The sequence below is a fragment of the Mesorhizobium sp. P2_D6 genome (assembly GCF_056404315.1).
This window is the reverse complement of sequence record NZ_JBFUEG010000003.1, coordinates 284,373-303,566: the sequence shown is the minus strand read 5'-3', so window position 1 is coordinate 303,566 and position 19,194 is coordinate 284,373. Positions and strand designations below refer to the sequence as shown.

Genomic DNA, 19,194 nt, shown 5'->3' with positions numbered 1-19,194 from the left:
AAGCGATTCCCCCGGTGAAACAATGGTCGCCGCTTGCCTGCCGGACGTTCGGCATCTATATCAGTTCAATGCTTGACCATTCGTCCCGACCGTCTTCGCCGTCCCATATCCCGATGGATGCGCTTAGTGAAGTTCTGCAGGACTTTCGCTTGAGCGGCGTCAACTATGGCCGCTGCGAGCTCCGGCATCCATGGAGCATAGACTTTCCGCAGCAACCGCTGCTTCGGTTTCATTTTGTCGGCCATGGGCCATGCTGGATTCATACCGAAGCGCAAGGCTGGCAGGAGTTGCGCGATGGCGATCTGGTGCTGCTGCCGCAAGGCATCGCCCATCGGCTGGCGAGCGCGCCGGACGTTGAGGTCGACTCGCTCGAGGGCTGCCAGGTCATCAAGTTCGGCGGCAACGTTTGCGAAGTGGTACGGCAGGGAACGGGCGCGACGAGCACCCTTTTCTGCGGCTCGATGGCCTTGGGCTCCTGTGCGCTCAACCCATTGATCACGTTGATGCCGCCTGTCATCAAGGGTTGCGACGTCGCCGGCAATGACCCCGTCGTCGGTCCTTTGCTGGCGGCTATGACGGTGGAGGCCGCGCAACCGCAGATGGGCAGCGCCACCATTTTGTCGCGTATGGCGGATTTGCTGACAGCCCGGCTCATCCGCTGCTGGGTCAATTGCAATGGCGCTTCGACCACCGGTTGGCTCGCAGCCATCCGCGACCCCCATATTGGCCGCGCTCTGGCAGCCATGCACCGAAACCCCGGCCACAACTGGACGCTGGGAAGCTTGGCCGGCGTGGCAGGCCAATCGCGGTCGATTTTCGCCGAGCGCTTCAGCGCTGTCTTGGGCGAGGGTGCTGCACGCTATCTCGCCCGCCTGCGGATGCAGCTTGCCCGTGAGTTGCTGGGGCAGAACGGCTTGTCGGTCGCCGAAGTCGCTACCCGTTTGGGCTATGATTCCGAGGCATCCTTCGCGCGCGCGTTCAAGCGCATCACCAATGTTTCGCCAGGTGTTGTGCGCCGCACAATTCCCGGACGAATAGATATGAATTTCGGATTCTAGGATACATATCATCCGAACGGACTCGTCTATAGAAGATCTCCAAACTTTGGAGATCCTTCCGTGACTGACACAACATTACAGCTTGAAGACGCCGCGATTGGCCTTGACGCCGATGCGCCAACCGCATGGAGCGCAGCCACCTGGTTCGCGGTCATTTCATTGGCGGCCACCAGCTTTGCCCTGGTGTCCGCCGAATTCCTGCCGGCAGGTCTGTTGACGCCGATGGCGCGCGATCTCGGCATCAGCGAGGGAACAGCCGGACAGGTCGTCACCGCCACCGCTTCGGTCGGCGCCGTGACGGCGATGTTGAGCAATGTTCTCATCGGCCGGTTGAACCGCAAGACGGTGCTGGTTGGTCTCATGGCCCTGGCGGTCGCTTCCAATATTCTTGCAGCGCTGGCGCCCAATTTCTGGCTGCTGTTGCTGGGCCGGGCCGGGCTGGGAATCGCGCTCAGCGCTTTCTGGGCACTTTCGGTTGCCGTCGTAGCGAGGCTGGTCGGCGCCAATGCGACAGGTCGGGGCATGGCCATCGTCACCCTCGGCGTCTCGCTCGCCACCATTGCCGCGCCGTCGATGGGCGCGTTGATCAGCGACTGGTTGGGGTGGCGCAGCGCCATGGCCATGACAGCGGGGCTGGCCTTGGTTGCCATGCTGCTGCAGTTTCTCAGCCTGCCGACCTTGCCTGCAACCGCAAGCAACAGCCTTGCCGACGTGTTTCGGCTGACGCGGCGGCGTGGCATTCAGCTCGGCATGCTTGCCATTGTTTTGCTGATGACCGGGCATTTCGCCGGCTCTGTCTATGTGCGCCCCTTCCTCGAACATGTGACGCTGCTTGCAACCGGGCCGATTGCGCTGGCTCTGCTCGGATTTGGCATCGCCGCCGTGGTCGGCAACATTGTCGGCGGCCGCTTGGCCGACGCCAATATCCGCATGGCGCTCGTGGTGACCGCCGTCTTGATGGCATTTGCGGCGCTGGCATTGGTGCTTTGGGGCGTGCACGTCGGCGCTGCCTTCGCGCTCGTAACGCTTTGGGGCTTGGCCTTCGGCATGGGGCCGGTGGTGCTGCCGACCAATCTGTCCCGTGCGGCACCTGACGCACTGGAAGCGGCGGGCAGCCTGATGGTCGTCTCTTTCCAGGTTGCCATCACCATCGGCGCGGTTGTCGGCGGCTATGTCGTGGACAATTACGGCGCCACGGCGCCTTTGACTCTCACCGCCGTCCTTGCCGCATCGACAGCTTTGCTGGCGCTGCTACAGCCTCGCAGCTAACCCTGCTTCAACTGCCCTAAAGCGCGTCGCGCCTGAACGGCCCTGTGCGACGCGCTTTAAGTTTTTGTTTTTATGCATGTCGTTATCCCAAAACCGCTGCGCACTTTTGGGCGACATGCATTAGTCTAGACGGCCTGACTCCGGGCCGCCGCGATGTTGCAGCCGCGTACACAAGTTTATGCGGCACACGCGTTGCGTTTTGCCGCAATCGGCGGCTAAGGGACGCTCGGCTTCGGCCATTTGAAGGCAGCGACGATCAAGTTCTGCCTTTGTGAGGAGATGACTGACATGAAGAAGTTTTTGCTCGTCGGCGTGGGTGTCGCCATGCTTGCCGCATCGGCCTGTTCGAAGGCGCCTGAATGCACGCAGGAGATTGCGGCCAAGAAGGCCCAGGAGATGACCGCCGCGCTGCAGGAGGCGATCACCAAGGATCCGTCCAAGGCGGCTGACCTGACGGCCAAGGTGCAGGCGGTGACGACCAAGTACCAGGGCGCCACGACGCTGGACGAAGCCTGCAAGGCCTATGACGAACTGACGGCCGCCATCAAGGGCTGATTTCGTTCTGGGGAATTGAAGAAGGCGGTGGCTCGGGGAGCCACCGCCTTTTTTGCTGGCCGCTGCCGGAACTCAGTTCTTGGCGATGGAGCCGACTTCGACGGTATCGACGCGCTTGAGGCTCATGCCGATCACCGGCACCAGTTGCTGGTCGACGCGCACGGCGATGGTCACCGTCATCGAATTGTCGTCGGGAATGCGGGCCTGCATGACGCCGCGCAACTGGTTGCGGTTGATGGTGAAGACCACCTTGCGGGGATCGACGACATTGCCACCGATGATGTCGAGGCCTGAACCCGCGGCGCCGCCCATGAAGTTGCCCTTGTAGTCGCGTCCCTTGCGCTCGACGGTGGCTGACATTTTCTGGGTGAAGACACCGACCCGGCAGTCGCCGTCCAGCGACATGCCCGTCTTGTTGTCAGGCGTCGAGCCGTCGAAGCTGCAGGTGAATTTCGTGCCCTTGTATTTGCCGGCGACGATCTCGCCCGGGCCGACCCATTTGCCTTCGACGGTGCGGAAGAACTGCTTGTCGGGTTCGGCTGCAGAGGCTTTCCCGGCCAGGCCCAGAGGTGCAGCAAGCGCGACCAGGGGCAGGACGCAGGACAAGATTACGCTTTTCATAGACGACACCCGGCAACAAGGAGGCTGTTGTTGGACGACCATGAACAAGATTGGTTAATGCTTGGTGACCGCGAGTAGGCGTTTCACTTTTCGGCAGCGGGTGTCTCCCTCTCTTTTTTGGTCGCGAACGAGGTCAGCGCCGACAGGAAATCGCCCATGCCCGGCCGCCTGGCGGCAATGAACGGCAGGGGCCGCGCCGTCTCCATCGCCGCGATGCCGATGCGCGCCGTCATCATGCCGTTGACGACGCCTTCGCCGAGTTTCGCCGAAAGCCGCGCGGCAAGGCCATGGCCGACGATCTGCTGGACAAAGCTGTCGCCGACGGCGATCGACCCGGTCACCGCCAGATGGGCGAGAACGCTGCGCGCCAGCCGGAAAAAGCCCAGCGTGCCCGGGCGGCCGCCATAAAGCTCGGACAGGCGGCGAATGAGCCGCCCCGCCTCGAACACGACATAGGCGACGTCGACCAGGGCTCGCGGACTGACGGCGGTGACCAGCGACACGCGTTTGGCGGCTTCCAGGATCATCACCTTTGCCCTGGCGTCGAGCGGCCCGAGAATCTCGGTTTCGGCCAGCCGCACCAGATTGCCGCCGTCGATGATCTCGCCCCGCAGTTCGGCCAGCGAGCGCCTGCCGGCCGCTGTTTCGGGTTTTGCCGCGACAAAAGCCGAGAGTTCGTCGACGACGGCCCTTGCGGCCTTCGGATCGTCGCGCGCCACGGCATCGAGCGCCCGTTTCTGCAGCTTTTCGACCTCGGCCAGCCGGGCAATAGCCAGGAATTCGCGCACCAGCACCACCACCAGCGCCAGCACGGCGATTGCGGCCATGGCAGCCGCCAGCCAGCCCAGCCACTCTGCGCGCTCGAACAGATCGCGAATGAGCTGGTCGGTCCACAGGCCGACGGTCAGCGAAACCAGCACGCCGACCGCGCCGAAAAACAGGCTGGCAAATAGCGAGCGCTTGCGCGGCGCGGTCGCCGGCGGCGGTTCGGCGGCGACGATGTCGGGTTCGTCGAAGACATCGATCTCGGCCGGCACGACGACGGCGCGCGGCTTGCGCGGCGGCTGCGGCTCGGCATGGCTGCGGGCCTGCTTCGGTTCGGCCTCCGGCTCGATGCGGAAAGCTGCCGGTCTGCGGGGCGCGGTCATGCCAGATGGTCTCCGATCAGGAACTGCAAGGCGCGGTCGAGCCGGATATGCGGCAACGACAGCGTGACGCCGTCGGCGGTGCGTTCGAGCTTTGGTGGCCGAAAGCGCACGAAACGGATCGCCGGATCGTCGCTGCTCTGTCTGTGGTCAGCTTCAGAAACATCGAAAACCGCTTCAATTTTCTCCGGCAAGTCACCGGGAAATATGGCGGTTTCGGTTTTGCCGTCGAAGATTTCGCTGTTGATCCTCTCGCCCTTCAGCGGCGTACCGATGATCACCGGCAGCGTTTCACGACCGTGCTTGACCGTGCCTTCGCGTGTCGCGCGCACCGCCGCCATGGCGACCACGTCGACATCGGCACCGGTAAAATTCGCCCGCGCCACGGCCCGGTCGGCAAGCCTGCGCACGATCGCCTGCAGCCGGTCATGGCTTTCGTGATGCAGATGGTCGGCCTTGGTCGCAGCGACCAGGATGCGGTCGATGCGGCGCGAAAACAAATCGGTGAGGAAATTGCCGCGGCCCGGGCGGAAACAGGAGAGGATCTCGGTCACCGCGCGTTCGAGGTCGGCCATCGCGCCGGGGCCGGCGTTCAGCGCCTGCATGGCGTCGATCAGCACGATCTGGCGGTCGAGGCGGGTGATGTGTTCGCGGAAGAACGGCTTCACCACATGCGTCTTGTAAGCCTCGTAGCGGCGCTCCATCATTGCCTGCAGCGAACCGGAGCGTGGCCGCCGCTCGCCTTGGAGCAGCAAGGGCGCGAAGGTCAGCGCCGGCGAACCCTCGAGGTCGCCCGGCATCAGGAAACGGCCGGGCGGCAAGGTCGACAGCGCCCGTTCGTCTAGCTTGCAGGCCTTGAGATAGGCCGCAAAGCTCTCGGCGAGGCGTCGCGCCGTCATCTCGTCGGCGTCGGCATTGGGATCGATTGTCGCCGCCAGCGCCCGCCAGTCCTGAGAGAGGTCGTGGCGCACCGGCAGCATCGCCATATCGAAGGCTTCGTGCGAGAAATCGGCGAAGGATTTGCCGAGCAGCGGCAGGTCGAGCAGCCATTCGCCGGGGTAGTCGACAATGTCGACCGACAACCGGCCGCTGGAAAACATGCGGTTCCAGCCGGAGGCAGATTCGTATTCGATGGTGAGCCTGAGTTCGGAAATGGCGCGCGTCGAATCCGGCCAGATGCGGTCGTTGACCAAAGCGGCGATGTGATCCTCGTACTGAAAACGCGGCACGGCGTCATCCGGCTGTTCCTCGAGGAAGGCGCGCGCGATGCGTCCGGACTTCTGCGCCTCGAACAGTGGCAGGCGCCCGCCATGGATCAGATTGTGGACGACAGCCGAGATGAACACCGTCTTGCCGGCACGGGACAGGCCGGTGACGCCGAGCCGCAGCGATGGCGAAAACAGCCCGCTGGCCCGCCCCGACAGCGTATCCAGGGCAATTCTCGCTTCGTCGGTGAATGTCGTCAGCGATGATGCCAAAATCTGTTCTCTCGGGTCTCGGTCCGCCCCGATATAGGCTTTGCATCCGCAGTTTGAAATGGCGTCCGGCCCTGGCCGGCTCCGCTCAGAGATCGGCGGGCGTCAGGAAGGCTTCGAGATAGCCGGCACCTTGCGCAGCTTGGTTGAGGGTGCCCTCGAAGCGCACGACCGCTAGGCCCGAAGTCGGAAAACCGTGGTTCATGATGGCCCGCGCCGCCTCGTCGCCGTCGCCCGAAACCGCCATGGCAAGGTCTTCCGTCATCGGATTGTGGCCGATGACCAGCAGCGAGCCCGGCCCGCCATTGCCACGGATGATGGCGAGATAGCCGGCGGCATCCTCGCTGTAGAGCGTGTCGAAGAACAGCACCCGGCCGGTATCGGTGTGGCCGGCAATGCCCTCCAGCGTCTGGCGCGCGCGCCTTGCGTTGGAGCAGAGCGTGATATCGGGAATGTAGTTGCGGGCACGCATCGCCGTGCCCATCGTTTCGGCATCGGCAATGCCCGATGCGTCGAGCGGGCGGTCGAAGTCGCGCACGCCGGGCAGGGCCCAACCAGCCTTGGCATGCCTCAACAGATACAGTCTGCTCACCGGACCCCCATGGTGTGCTTCCTATCAAAATGACACAATTGGATTAGCCACGAGAACGGCCTGCCGCACAATGGGCGGCGGCGCCCAAGCGTAACGAATCATATGCGAATTCGCCCGCGCCTTGCTGTGGACGGCTTTGCCGCCGGTCGCTACATACGGCATTAACAATTGCGCGAAACGCGCGCCGATTACGCTTGTGCAGCCTTCTCTGCGCGAATATATAAGCGCGAAATTTGGGGTTGTTGGGTGAGTCGAATGAACGATATCTCTACCGCCGATTACGTACCCTCCGAAGACGAGCCGTTCATGAACGAACGGCAGAAATCATACTTCCGCCTGAAGCTCGTCACTTGGAAGAACGACATACTGCGCGAAGCGCGCGAAACTCTCGAAATCCTGCAGCAGGAAAACGCCAACCATCCCGATCTCGCCGATCGGGCTTCTTCTGAAACCGACCGCGCCATCGAACTTCGCGCCCGCGACCGCCAGCGCAAGCTCATTTCAAAGATCGATTCGGCGCTGCAGCGCATCGATGAAGGCACTTACGGCTATTGCGAGGAAACCGGCGAACCGATCGCGCTGAAGCGTCTCGACGCACGCCCGATCGCGACCCTGTCGATCGAAGCGCAGGAGCGCCACGAGCGCCGCGAGAAAGTCTATCGCGACGATTGAGCCGCAGCCATCAGGCAGAACTTTTCATTAGAAACGGCCGGGTTTTCCCGGCCATTTCTGTTTTTGCGCGGAGCTTCCGGGTTTTGCCGCGCTAAGCCTGGGTTCAAAGAGATCATACGCAAGAATGGTATAGATCCACACTCCGGTCAGGACCGGCCGGTTTCCGGTAGGATTTATCGCTTCTGACTGGCGAGTTCGCCGAGCAGCTTGGTCATCTCGTCATCGAGTGAAGCCGGCGCTTTCGCCGCCGGCTTACTGGCGTGCGAATCATCGAGCGAGACCTCAAGTTCCCGCATCAGCGTGTCGTCGATGGACTCGCGCTTCGGTGGCGGCGGGGCCTGTCGGGCGGTGTTGGCGGCCGCGCCATAGGCCGGCAGCGGTGTCACATTGCTCGCCTGGTAGATTTGGGTTGGTTTTGGCGCCGGTGCTGCTTGGCGTGGCGGAACGGCGGCAGGGGCCGCCCTTACCGGTTGCGGCGGTGGCGCCTGCCTTGCAGGTGCGGCGGGGGCGGGTTGTGCTGCGCGCGGACGCGGCGCCTGCTGCTGCAGGCCACCACCGCCGCCATCGCCGGTCAAAGCCGGACGGCGTGGCGCCGCCAGCCTGATATCGCGCTCGACGACGACGTCGGTCGGGCCGCCGATCAAAATCAGGTGTTCGATATCGTCGCGCCGGATAAGCACCAGCCGGCGGTGGCTGTCGACCGCGGTGGCGTCCATGACCGCCAGCCGCGTCTTGCGGTTCCTGCCGCCGGCAACGAAGGTGCCGAAAGTCAGGTTGCGGACCAGCCTGATGATGACAAGCACGATGACCAGCAGGACAAGAGCGGCAAACGTCCACAGCAGCGCTGCGGCATATCCAGGACCCGCCACGCTATCCAGCCACTGCATCGGTGCCCCCAAATCGGTTTTTGAAGTGGAAGCGACACTAGACCGTTGCGACCGGGCACCGCAAGTTGCCTTCACGCCTCATGAACAGCTTGAAACACCGGCGCGTCATTTTTATCAGACATTTGCCGCCAAGGCCTTTTCCGGATTAGGAGAATGTGATTCAACCGGCCGGGGGCGATGTCGGACAAACTCACGAGCAGGGGGCATATGGCCAGGGAAACGCGCGGCGATTTCTATCCGGTACCGATCGTCGACCAGAACACGCGGCCAGGCGCGGTTACCCGGCTCATCGTCTTCATCATCGTCTTGACCGGGGCCGCGATCGTTTTCGGCATTTTCCGCGAACGTCTTGGCGATCCCTTCCTGCTCGGCATGCTGGGCGTGCTTGCCATGATCGGCGTCGGCTTCCTGTTCGCCACGGCCATCGGCTTCGTGCAGATCGCGCCGCGTTCGACCGGGGATGAACTGTCGAAGGCCTTCGTCGATTCGATGTCGCAAGGCCTGATCGTCACCGACACCAAGGGCCGCGTCGTCTACGCCAATCGGGCCTATGCCGAGATGACCGGTGCCGCGTCGGCAGCTGACCTGAAGACGGTCGAAGGCCTGCTTTCCGATGTTCCCGAAGCCTCGGTGACCATATACCGGTTGGCCTCGGGCCTGCGCGACGGCCAGGCCGGCGACGGCGAATTCCGGCTGGCGCAGTCGATCCGGCCCGGCGCCGAGCCAGGCGCGCGCTGGTACCGCGCGCGGGCCCGCGCCTTCAGCGTTCCCGGCCAGCGTTTGCCCATGCTCGCCTGGCAGCTCGCCGATATCTCGCAGGAACGGGCAGAGCAGGAGCGTTTCTTCCTCGACCTGCAGAAGGCCATCGACCATCTCGACCACGCGCCGGCCGGCTTCTTCTCGGCCGACCAGGAGGGCCGCGTCACCTACATCAACGCCACGCTCGCCGAATGGCTGGGCATTGACCTTGCGAGCTTCACACCCGGCGCGGTCACGCTGCCGGAAATCGTCGCCGGCGACGGCATGGCTCTGGTGCGCTCGGTCAAGGCCGATCCCGGCACCACCCGCAACGCGGTCATCGATCTCGATCTGACGACGACGACCGGCGAGGCACTGCCGGTGCGCTTCATGCACCGCGTTTCGGCCAGCCGCGAGGGGACCAACGGCCCGACCCGCACCATCGTGCTCAACCGCACCCAGGGTGAGGACGCGTCCGCCGACCTTCGCGCGTCGGAAGTGCGCTTCACCCGCTTCTTCAACTCGACGCCGATGGCGATTGCCGGCGTCGACGCCAGCGGCCGCATCCTGCGCACCAACGCGCCGTTCCTGTCGCTGTTTTCCTCCGTCGTCGATCGCGATGCCGTCGACCGCCGCGTGCGGCTGGATACGGTCATCCACGAGCGCGACCGCCCGGCCTTTGCCGCCGCCTTCGAAAAGGCGCGGCTCAGGCAGGCCGACATCGAGCCCATCGACACACTGCTGCCCGGCAATGAGGAGCGCCACATCCGCTTCTACGTCAACGCGGTCGCCGATGGCACCGGCGGCGAGGGGGCTGAGGAATCGGCCATCGTCTATGCCGTCGACACCACCGAGCAGAAGGCGCTCGAGGGCCAGATGGCGCAGAGCCAGAAAATGCAGGCTGTGGGACAGCTCGCCGGCGGCATCGCCCACGACTTCAACAATGTGCTGACCGCCATCATCATGGCGTCGGACCTTCTGCTGACCAATCACCGGCCGTCGGACCCGTCCTTCCCCGACATCATGAACATCAAGCAGAACGCCAATCGGGCGGCCTCGCTGGTGCGGCAACTGCTCGCCTTCTCACGCAAGCAGACGCTGCGGCCGGAAGTGCTGAACCTGACCGACGTGCTTGCCGATCTCAGGATGCTGCTTGCCCGTCTGGTCGGCAACGACATCAAGCTGAAGGTCGATCACGGCCGCGATCTGTGGCCGGTCAAGGTCGATATCGGCCAGTTCGAGCAGGTGGTGGTCAATCTGGCCGTCAACGCGCGCGACGCCATGCCTGCCGGCGGCGACCTCACCGTGCGCACCCGAAACGTCACTGCCGCGGAGTGCAAGAGCTTTTCCTACCGCGAACTGACCCCGGCCGACTATGTCGTGGTCGAGGTCGAGGATACCGGCTCAGGTATTGCGCCCGACGTGCTGAAGAAGATCTTCGAGCCGTTCTTCACCACCAAGGAAGTCGGCAAGGGCACCGGCCTTGGCCTGTCGATGGTCTACGGCATCATCAAGCAGACCGGCGGCTTCATCTTCTGCGATTCCGAGGTCGGCAAGGGCTCGACCTTCCGTATCTTCCTGCCGCGCCACATTGCCGAAGCCAGGAAGGCCGGCGATCCGGCCGATGCGCCTGCAGTGCCGGTGAAAGCCGCCGACCCCGGCAAGGACCTGTCGGGCTCGGCCACGGTGCTTCTGGTCGAGGACGAGGACGCCGTGCGCATGGGCGGCTCGCGGGCGCTGACGTCGCGCGGCTATACCGTCCATGAGGCGTCTTCGGGCGTCGAGGCGCTGGAGGTCTTCGAAGCGCTCGGCGGCAAGGTCGATATCGTTGTGTCCGACGTGGTGATGCCGGAAATGGACGGACCGACGCTGCTTGGCGAATTGCGCAAGCGCCAGCCCGACATCAAGTTTGTCTTCGTGTCCGGCTATGCCGAAGATGCCTTCGCCCGGAACCTGCCGCCCGACGCGCAATTCGGCTTCCTGCCGAAGCCATTCTCGCTCAAACAACTGGCCACTGTCGTCAAGGACGTGCTTGAATCTTAGATCTCCCTAATTCACCGCTTGCGCAATGACGTGACGCTGGCATGATTGCAGGCGAACGGCGGGTTTTGGGGAGCATGTCGTGACGCCGCACAACGAGGCAGCCAAGGGTGACTATGCCGCAACGGTGCTGTTGCCGGGCGATCCGCAGCGCGCCGAGTGGATGGCGAAGACGTTTCTGGAGGCGCCGCGCTGCGTCAACCGTCGCCGGGGCGCGCTGGGCTTTACCGGCCTCTATCGCGGTCGTCCCGTCAGCATCCAGGCCACCGGTATCGGTGTCCCGTCCTTCCTGGTCTATGTGCATGAGCTGCTGGATTTCCACGGTGTCAAAACGCTGATCCGCACCGGCACCTGCGGTGGTCTGACCCCCAACGTCCCGCTGCGTTCCGTGGTGATCTCGCAATCGGTGCGCGCCGAAAGCGAGCGAAGCGGCCAGGTCTTCGGCCTCTACGATGCTGCTGCCGGGCCTGATCCCGGCCTGTACGCCCACGCCTTGGCCTGCGCCGCTCAACTCGGCATCGACCATCAGGCAGGGCTGACCATCTGCAGCGATGTATTCTATCACCCGGAAGGGCGCGCTCGATTCGCTGAAGCACAGACGCTTGGCGCGCTCGCCGTCGACATGGAAACCAGCGCGCTCTACCGCCTCGCGGCGCATTTCGGCGCCCGCGCCCTGTCGCTGCTGACCGTCGTCGACAATATCGTGACCGACGAGCTAACCGCCTATTCCGAACGTCAGGCTCTGTTCACCGACATGGCGCGGCTCGGGCTCGAGGTTGCGGCCGAGGGATAGGCTTCAGGCGGCTTGGCGCTTCGGCGTCAACTCATCCATGTCAGGCCGGTGACCGCGCAGATAGAGCGCGCAGGTGGTGCGCAGCATCGAGGCGAAGTTGGGAATGGCGCCGTTGATCTCGATCGCCTCGTCATAGAGTTTCGAGATGAATTTCGGCGTCGTCAGGCCCTGGCTGTCGGCGATCTCGTCCAGCAATGCCCAGAATGTCGCTTCAAGCTGGATGCTGGTCGAGTGTCCGTCGATGCGTATCGACCTGTTGATCTGTCGGTAGCCCTCCGGATCCTGCCCGGCAAAAACCCTGCACATCCTTACCTCCCGATATTGTTGGTTTTGGGCGCCTCGATCGCGCCTTCACGTTTGTGCTTGTCCCTGCATTTTCGGCCTTGTGGGCCGAATCGGCAATCGGACTTTCGTCGTTGAGCCGCAGTTTACGCAAATTGTGAATTCAGGCGTGGTAACGGGCTGCCACCACCTTTTATACGCACCGCTCATAATCGTTTCCAACATGCAGCCACGGAGACTGATTTGGCGAAGGCGATCCATTCCATGATCCGGGTTCTCGAGGAGGCCCGATCCGTCGATTTCTACAGAAACGCTTTCGGGCTCGATATCGCCGACAGGCTGGATTTCGAGACATTCACGCTGATTTACCTCGCCAGCGCCGAAACCGGGTTCGAACTCGAACTCACCGTGAACAAGGGCCGCACCGAGTCTTATGGGCTTGGTGACGGTTACGGCCACCTGGCGGTCTCGGTCGCCGATCTCGACAGCGAGCACGACCGCATCGGCGCGCTCGGCCTCAACCCCAAGAAGATCGTCGAGTTCAACCGCGATGGGTCGCTCATCGCCCGTTTTTTCTTCATCGAGGACCCCGACGGCTACAAGATCGAGGTTCTGCAGCGTGGAGGGCGCTTCCAGTAGGGGATTATTCCGCCGCGTTCAGCCGCGCGACGCCAGCAACGGTGCTCTTCAAGGGCGCAATTAGCAAGCAGGGAGGAACAAAATGGTCACGATCTATGACGGGAAGCCTGGGCTCTCACGTCGTGAACTTCTCAAGCGCGGTGGCATCGGCGCGCTGCTCGTCATTTCCGGCAAAGCGGTCATCAGCCCCGAAAATGCCTGGGGGCTCGAGACATCGGCGCTCAAGCCCGAAACCATGGCGACGCTGATCCAGATGGCGCGCGACATCTATCCGCACGATCAGGTGCCCGACAAATACTACGCCATCGCCGTGAAGGGCCATGACGAGCAGGCCGGCAAGGACGCCGCCTACAAGACGATGATCGAAGACGGCATTGCCGACCTCGACAAGAAGTCGGGCGAGGGCGGCTATCGCGGCCTCGGCTGGGAGGAGCAGCGCGTCGCCGTGCTGCAGCAGATCGAGGCGACGCCGTTCTTCCAGTCGATTCGCGGCGGCCTCGTCGTCAGCCTCTACAACCAGCAAGAGGTGTGGCCGATCTTCGGCTACGAGGGCGAGTCCTACTCCAAAGGCGGCTACATCGCGCGCGGTTTCGACGACATCGAGTGGCTCTAGAGCCCCTGTCGTTTTGAACCCCCGCAAACAGGAATTCATGGGAGGAAACCATGGCAGCTTCATTTGATCTCAAGAACGACAATGTCGTCGTCATCATCGGCTCCGGCGCCGGCGGTGGCACGCTCGGCAACGAACTCGCCCAGAAGGGCGTCGATGTCGTCATCCTCGAGGCCGGCGCCCGCCACGAATATGAGGACTTCATCAACGACGAGTGGGGCTCCTTCAGCCAGCTTGCCTGGACGGACAAGCGCACGACGTCCGGCGACTGGCGGGTGTCGAAGGATTTCCCCAATTTGCCGGCCTGGATCGTCAAATCGGTCGGCGGCTCGACCACGCACTGGGCCGGCGCCTCGCTGCGCTTCCAGGAGCATGAGTTCAAGACGCTCTCGACCTATGGAAAGGTGGAAGGCGCCAACCTGCTGGATTGGCCGGTCACGCTGGCCGAGATGGAGCCGTACTACGCCAAGGCCGAAGCCAAGATGGGCGTCACCGGCACCAATGGCTGGCCGCGGCTGCCCGGCAACAACAATTTCAAGGTGCTGAAGGCCGGCGCCGACAAGCTCGGCTACAAGGAATGTCATACCGGCAACATGGCCATCAACTCGGTCGAGCGCGACGACCGCAACTCCTGCCAGCAGACCGGTTTCTGCTTCCAGGGCTGCAAATGGGGCGCCAAATGGTCGACGCTCTATACCGAGATCCCCAAGGGTGAGGCGACAGGTCATCTCGAAGTCAGGCCGAATGCCATGGCGATCAAGATCAACCACGACGCCTCAGGCAAGGTGACCGGCGTCGTCTATGCCGACAAGGACGGCAAGCTGCAGGAGCAGAAGGCCCGCATCGTCGCCGTCGCCGGCAATTCGATCGAAAGCCCGCGCCTGCTGCTGAACTCCGAGTCAGCGAAATTCCCCCACGGGCTTGCCAATTCGTCGGGACAGGTCGGCAAGAACTACATGCGCCACACCACCGGCTCGGTCTACGCCATCTTCGACAGGCCGGTGCACATGTATCGCGGCACCACCATGGCCGGCATCATCCGCGACGAGGCGCGCCATGACCCGTCGCGCGGCTTTGTCGGCGGCTACGAGTTCGAGACGCTGTCGCTCGGTCTGCCCTTCATGGCTGCCTTCCTCAATCCGGGCGGCTGGGGTCGTTCCTTCACCACCGCGCTCGACCATTATGATCATATGGCCGGCCTGTGGATCGTCGGTGAGGACATGCCGCGTGCGGAAAACCGCATTACGCTGCACAAGGACGAGAAGGATGCGCACGGCATGCCGATCGCCGACGTGCATTTCGATGACCATCCCAACGACACGGCGATGCGCAACCACGCCTACAAGCAGGCCACAGCGCTTTACGATGCGGTTGGTGCGACGCGCTCGTTCCCGACGCCGCCCTATCCCTCGACCCACAATCTCGGCACCAACCGGATGAGCGAGAGGGCGGAAGACGGCGTCGTCAACCAGCACGGCCAGGCGCACGACATCAAGAACCTGTTCGTGTCGGACGGCAGCCAGTTCACCACCGGTGCGGCCGAAAACCCGACACTTACGATCGTGTCGCTGGCGATCCGCCAGGCCGAATACATAGCGTCGCAAATGTCGGCCAAGACGATCTGAGCCGTCCTCCCGGACCGCTACGCGGAACGCGCATGGGCGCGTTCCGCACTTTTATCTCCCGAGATTGACTAGGCGCCGACCGGCTGCCCGTCCTTGCGGCGGATGGCGACGACGGACGGCCGCGGCAACTGGCCGTCTTTGAAATCGGGCCACAGCGTCTGCACCTTGTCGAGCGTCTCGGCGTCTTCCGCAGGGTGCTGTACCGACAGGAACAGCGTGGTGCCGTCCGGCGTGAAGCACGGGCCGGTTGCTTCCGCGCCATGCGGGCAAGTGAACAGCAGTTTCGGCAGGCCGCGCGCGGCACCCTCGGTGTCGACGCCATAGACGCCGTCCGGCAGGTCGAAATCATTGGCGCCGTCGGTCGCCACCCACAGCCGCCCGGCTGGATCGAAGGTGATGTTGTCGGGGCAGACGAACCAGCCATTGTCCGACGTATCGGGATGGAAGGTCGCGCCGACCTTGGCATCTTTCGGGTTGCCGCAGAGCACGAACAGGTCCCAGGCATACTTTTCCGCCGTGTGGTCGGCATCCGCGCCGCGGCCGCCGGGCGGGATCAACTCGACAATATGGCCCCAGAGGTTTTCCGGCCGCGTGTTGGCCGGATTGACCTTGGACTGGTCGCGCTTCTTGTTCTTGGTCATCACCGCATAGACGCGGCCGGTCACCGGATTGGTCTCGATGTCCTCGGGCCGGTCCATCGGCGTGGCGCCCAGCGCGTCGGCCGCAAAACGCGTCTTCAACAGCACTTCGGCCTGGTCGGCAAAACCGTTCTCGGCAGTGAGCTTCCCATGGCCATGCACCAACGGCAGCCATGTCATCGAGCCGTCGGCATCGAAGCGGGCGACCGACAGCACGCCCTCGTCGAGCAGATCGGCGCCTGAGGCCGGGTTGGCCTTGTCGTAGGCTTTTGCCGAGACGAAGCGGTACATGTATTCGAAATAGTCGTCGTCACCCATATAGACGACGACGCGGCCGTCCTTGTTGAGGACCACGGTCGACGCCTCATGCGACATGCGTCCGAGTGCAGTGCGCTTTACCGGCTTGGACTGCGGGTCGTAAGGGTTGATCTCGACCACCCAGTCGAAGCGGTTGGCCTCGTTCGGCTCCTTGTCGAGGTTGAAGCGGTCGTGGAAGCGGCCGCGGCCATAGATGTCGGAGCCGTCGAAGCCGTAACGGTCGAGCAGTTCGGCGGTCGGCGCCTTCTTCGGGTCGCCGCCGAAAATGTCCGACACGCCTTCCTCGCAGGTCAGCACCGTGCCCCAGGGGGTGAAGCCGCCGCTGCAGTTGTAGCTGGTGCCGAGCACCTTGGTGCCGGTGGCGTCGGCTGAAGTCATCATCAAGGCATGGCCGGCGGCCGGCCCGGAAACGGTCATTTCGGTGTTGGCGGTGATGCGGCGGTTGAGCGGGCTGTCAGCCACGGCTTCCCACTTGCCGTCCTTCAGTTGCACTTCGACGATCGAATGGCCCATCGCGGCCATGCCGAGATCGACCTGTTCCTTGGTCATCGTCTTGCCGGCGTCGTCCTCGGTCATCCCGGAAAACATCACATTGGGCGAGATGTATTCGTTGTTGACGCAGAGCAGACCGTGGTCGGAGTTCACCGTGCCCTTGGGCAGCGGCATGAAGGCGATGTAGTCGCAATTGTAACCGAAGCGTTTCTCCTGCTCGTCGGCGGCGACTTTGTTGCCGTCGAACTCGGCGAGGCCTGCGGCAAGCGGGTCGCCCCAGCGCGCGACGATGGTCGTCTCATAGCCCTCAGCGGCGGCATGGGTTTTGTCGTAGACCCGCTTCAACTCGGGAAAGCCGAGCGTCGACTGCGCTGCCGCGGCATGCGTTTCGCCGGCAAACAAGGAGCCGACAAAGCTGCCGCCGGCAATCAAAGCGCCGGAGGCAAGGCTGCCTTTCAAAAGAGACCGGCGCGAGACGCGCTCGGCAATGACGTCGCGGATGACGGGGGAGGATGAAGACGGTGCGTTGGCCATGGTGTCTGCCTCTCAGGGTGGATGTTACGGCGCACCGCTGCCCTAGTCTGCTTCGGCAACATCCGCATGACATGAGAGGAAGGTTTTGGCGCAAGCGATGGCGAGAGTGGTTTGCTCGGCTCAGCCCTTGGTGCAGGTCGAGGCGGTGAAGGCACCGTCGGGCTGCTTCAGGATGATGTCGAAGGACGGGGTGGTCTCGCCGTCCAGCGTCGCCTGCGTCATCGAGACGGAGTTGCCGCCGGTAGTGTAGCCGCCCAGCGGTCCCAGCCAGGTGATCTCGCCATTGGCGTTCATCTGATAGTTATAACCTTGCCGCGCGGTGCCGAACGTCACCGGGCCGGTATAGACATTGCCCTTGATGGTGATGTCACCGAGGTTGAGGAAGGCGCCGAGCAGATAGACTTCGCAGTGATAGGTGCCGTCTGGCAGCTTGCCATCGCTGAAGTCGGCGCGCGCGCCGTCGCTCGTTGCCATCAGCAGCAGGATGCCGGAAATGCAGGAGATGCGGGATGTCATCGGGTCACTCGTTTGCGGAGTGAGCTTGCCCCATTTTTGCGCCGTGCCGCAATATTGTTCGTCCGCGTGCCTGGCTGAGTTCAAAATCTAGGCACTTGTCATAATTGGGCGAAAATTAGGCAAAAGTCTTGTGCGCTGCGCAAATTTCCCTCAATCAATTTTTAACCGGCTGCCTTTGTTTTCTTTAGGCTAATATAACAATCGGCTGATAACGTTAGATTATTCCCCATTTCCGAGAGCCGCATTTGCGTTTGGCACGGCTGTTGCATTGCATGGTTGCGCTGCAATCAACCAGCTTGGGAGTATTCGGTATGAGGGGTAATTTCGCGACAATAACAAAAATGTTTTCGGCCGGCGTGGTCGCTGCCGGCCTGTCGATGTCGTCTCCGGCCAAGGCCGCCGAAGACACGATCAAGGTCGGCATTCTGCATTCGCTGTCGGGGACCATGGCGATTTCGGAGACGACGCTGAAAGACGCCATGCTGATGCTCATCGAAGAGCAGAACGCCAAGGGCGGCCTGCTCGGCAAGAAGCTGGAAGCGGTCGTCGTCGATCCGGCGTCCAACTGGCCGCTGTTCGCCGAAAAGGCGCGCGAGCTGATCTCCAAGGACAAGGTCGCCGCCGTGTTCGGCTGCTGGACCTCGGTGTCGCGCAAATCGGTGCTGCCGGTGTTTTCCGAGCTCGACAACATCCTGTTCTATCCCGTCCAGTATGAGGGCGAGGAAAGCGAGCGCAACGTGTTCTACACCGGCGCCGCACCAAACCAGCAGGCGATCCCCGCCGTCGACTACCTCATGAGTGAGGATGGCGGCTCGGTGAAGCGCTGGGTGCTGGAAGGCACCGACTATGTCTATCCTCGCACCACCAACAAGATCCTCGAGGCCTATCTGAAGGCCAAGGGCGTCGCGGCCGAAGACATCATGGTCAACTACACGCCGTTCGGCTTCTCCGACTGGCAGACCGAAGTCTCGGCGATCAAGAAGTTCGGTTCGGCCGGCAAGAAGACCGCCGTCGTCTCGACCGTCAATGGCGACGCCAACGTTCCCTTCTACAAGGAGCTCGGCAACCAGGGCATCAAGGCCGAGGACATTCCGGTCATGGCCTTTTCGGTCGGCGAGGAAGAACTGGCCGGTCTCGACACCGCGCCGCTGGTCGGCCATCTCGCCGCCTGGAACTATTTCGAGAGCGTCGACACGCCGGAAAACAAGAAGTTCATCGCTGACTGGCACAAGTTCATCAAGAACGACAAGCGCACCACCAATGACCCGATGGAAGCCCACTATATCGGCTTCAACATGTGGGTGAAGGCGGTCGAGAAGGCCGGCACCACCGATCCGGACAAGGTCATCGACGCCATGGTCGGCGTGTCCGTGCCGAACCTGACCGGCGGCTATTCGACGATGATGCCGAACCACCACATCACCAAGCCGGTGCTGATCGGCGAGATCCAGGCCGACGGCCAGTTCGAGACCGTGTCGCAGACGCCCGGCCTCGTGATGGGCGACGAGTGGTCCGACTATCTGCCTGACTCCAAGGATCTGATCTCGGATTGGCGTGCGCCTCTGTCCTGCGGCAACTTCAACGTTGCCACCGGCAGATGCGGCGGCAAGGGCACGAACTGATCCCTCCCGGGACTGGCCGGTTCCAAGGCCAGAGACCGCAAGGCGTCCGGGCGCTTCAGCCCGCCCGGACGCC

Annotated in this window: 18 protein-coding genes; 10 read left to right on the top strand and 8 right to left on the bottom strand. The window is 63.1% G+C overall.

Annotation, left to right across the window (positions count from 1 at the left end):
• Nucleotides 1-68: 68 nt before the first annotated feature.
• The 3 genes from AC1D1L_RS07845 (at nt 69) to AC1D1L_RS07835 (ending at nt 2,882) form a co-directional block, all read left to right on the top strand.
• Nucleotides 69-1,058, top strand: coding sequence for an AraC family transcriptional regulator (locus AC1D1L_RS07845; protein WP_192254335.1), 990 nt, complete (start codon nt 69-71; stop codon nt 1,056-1,058).
• A gap of 60 nt (nt 1,059-1,118) precedes the next feature.
• Nucleotides 1,119-2,327: an MFS transporter gene (locus AC1D1L_RS07840; RefSeq protein ID WP_477340246.1), complete on the top strand. Its 1,209-nt coding sequence runs from the start codon at nt 1,119-1,121 to the stop codon at nt 2,325-2,327.
• A gap of 288 nt (nt 2,328-2,615) precedes the next feature.
• On the top strand, nt 2,616-2,882 hold the full coding sequence (locus tag AC1D1L_RS07835) for a hypothetical protein (protein ID WP_112561811.1): 267 nt from the start codon (nt 2,616-2,618) through the stop codon (nt 2,880-2,882).
• Between the two features lie 72 nt (nt 2,883-2,954).
• On the opposite strand, the gene AC1D1L_RS07830 is transcribed toward AC1D1L_RS07835, so the two are convergent.
• From AC1D1L_RS07830 to AC1D1L_RS07815, 4 genes are all read right to left on the bottom strand, one after another.
• Nucleotides 2,955-3,503 (bottom strand): hypothetical protein, encoded by a 549-nt coding sequence (locus tag AC1D1L_RS07830; protein ID WP_477340244.1) that lies wholly within the window; start codon nt 3,501-3,503, stop codon nt 2,955-2,957.
• Between the two features lie 83 nt (nt 3,504-3,586).
• Entirely contained in the window at nt 3,587-4,651 is a 1,065-nt protein-coding gene (locus tag AC1D1L_RS07825) for a YcjF family protein (protein WP_477340242.1), read from the bottom strand.
• Nucleotides 4,648-6,126 (bottom strand): YcjX family GTP-binding protein, encoded by a 1,479-nt coding sequence (locus AC1D1L_RS07820; RefSeq protein WP_477340240.1) that lies wholly within the window; start codon nt 6,124-6,126, stop codon nt 4,648-4,650. The genes AC1D1L_RS07825 and AC1D1L_RS07820 overlap by 4 nt, the downstream gene beginning before the upstream one ends.
• A gap of 85 nt (nt 6,127-6,211) precedes the next feature.
• The gene (locus AC1D1L_RS07815; protein WP_477340238.1) at nt 6,212-6,715 is read right to left on the bottom strand and encodes a SixA phosphatase family protein; all 504 of its coding nucleotides are present in this window, start codon (nt 6,713-6,715) and stop codon (nt 6,212-6,214) included.
• Nucleotides 6,716-6,970: 255 nt separating this feature from the next.
• On the opposite strand from AC1D1L_RS07815, the gene dksA reads away from it, so the two are divergent.
• Nucleotides 6,971-7,387 carry an RNA polymerase-binding protein DksA gene (gene dksA / locus AC1D1L_RS07810; protein WP_112395407.1) on the top strand — a complete coding sequence of 139 codons (417 nt, stop codon included), beginning with the start codon at nt 6,971-6,973 and terminating at the stop codon, nt 7,385-7,387.
• Nucleotides 7,388-7,560: 173 nt separating this feature from the next.
• On the opposite strand, the gene AC1D1L_RS07805 is transcribed toward dksA, so the two are convergent.
• Nucleotides 7,561-8,274, bottom strand: a complete 714-nt coding sequence (locus tag AC1D1L_RS07805) for a hypothetical protein (RefSeq protein ID WP_477340236.1) — start codon at nt 8,272-8,274, stop codon at nt 7,561-7,563.
• A gap of 207 nt (nt 8,275-8,481) precedes the next feature.
• Here AC1D1L_RS07805 and cckA point away from each other — a divergent pair, with 207 nt between their 5' ends.
• Together cckA and AC1D1L_RS07795 are read left to right on the top strand one after the other, a co-directional pair.
• Entirely contained in the window at nt 8,482-11,055 is a 2,574-nt protein-coding gene (cckA, locus tag AC1D1L_RS07800; RefSeq protein ID WP_477340234.1) for a cell cycle histidine kinase CckA, read from the top strand.
• A gap of 79 nt (nt 11,056-11,134) precedes the next feature.
• A complete protein-coding gene (locus tag AC1D1L_RS07795; protein WP_352561777.1) occupies nt 11,135-11,845 on the top strand; it encodes a purine-nucleoside phosphorylase in 711 nt (236 codons plus the stop codon).
• A gap of 3 nt (nt 11,846-11,848) precedes the next feature.
• Here AC1D1L_RS07795 and AC1D1L_RS07790 read toward each other — a convergent pair whose 3' ends face one another.
• Nucleotides 11,849-12,151, bottom strand: coding sequence for a ribbon-helix-helix domain-containing protein (locus tag AC1D1L_RS07790; protein WP_112561515.1), 303 nt, complete (start codon nt 12,149-12,151; stop codon nt 11,849-11,851).
• Nucleotides 12,152-12,370: 219 nt separating this feature from the next.
• On the opposite strand from AC1D1L_RS07790, the gene AC1D1L_RS07785 reads away from it, so the two are divergent.
• The 3 genes from AC1D1L_RS07785 (at nt 12,371) to AC1D1L_RS07775 (ending at nt 15,001) form a co-directional block, all read left to right on the top strand.
• Nucleotides 12,371-12,766, top strand: coding sequence for a VOC family protein (locus AC1D1L_RS07785; RefSeq protein ID WP_477340231.1), 396 nt, complete (start codon nt 12,371-12,373; stop codon nt 12,764-12,766).
• Between the two features lie 82 nt (nt 12,767-12,848).
• Complete coding sequence (locus tag AC1D1L_RS07780) at nt 12,849-13,379, top strand: gluconate 2-dehydrogenase subunit 3 family protein (protein ID WP_477340229.1); 531 nt, start codon at nt 12,849-12,851, stop codon at nt 13,377-13,379.
• A gap of 50 nt (nt 13,380-13,429) precedes the next feature.
• The gene (locus AC1D1L_RS07775) at nt 13,430-15,001 is read left to right on the top strand and encodes a GMC family oxidoreductase (RefSeq protein WP_477340227.1); all 1,572 of its coding nucleotides are present in this window, start codon (nt 13,430-13,432) and stop codon (nt 14,999-15,001) included.
• A 68-nt stretch (nt 15,002-15,069) separates the two neighbouring features.
• Here the strand turns inward: AC1D1L_RS07775 and AC1D1L_RS07770 are convergent, their stop codons facing one another.
• The gene (locus AC1D1L_RS07770; RefSeq protein ID WP_477340225.1) at nt 15,070-16,983 is read right to left on the bottom strand and encodes a PhoX family protein; all 1,914 of its coding nucleotides are present in this window, start codon (nt 16,981-16,983) and stop codon (nt 15,070-15,072) included.
• A 120-nt stretch (nt 16,984-17,103) separates the two neighbouring features.
• Entirely contained in the window at nt 17,104-17,499 is a 396-nt protein-coding gene (locus tag AC1D1L_RS07765; RefSeq protein WP_477340223.1) for a hypothetical protein, read from the bottom strand.
• Nucleotides 17,500-17,810: 311 nt separating this feature from the next.
• Here AC1D1L_RS07765 and urtA point away from each other — a divergent pair, with 311 nt between their 5' ends.
• Nucleotides 17,811-19,121, top strand: a complete 1,311-nt coding sequence (gene urtA, locus AC1D1L_RS07760; RefSeq protein WP_112561521.1) for an urea ABC transporter substrate-binding protein — start codon at nt 17,811-17,813, stop codon at nt 19,119-19,121.
• The last annotated feature ends 73 nt before the right edge of the window (nt 19,122-19,194 follow it).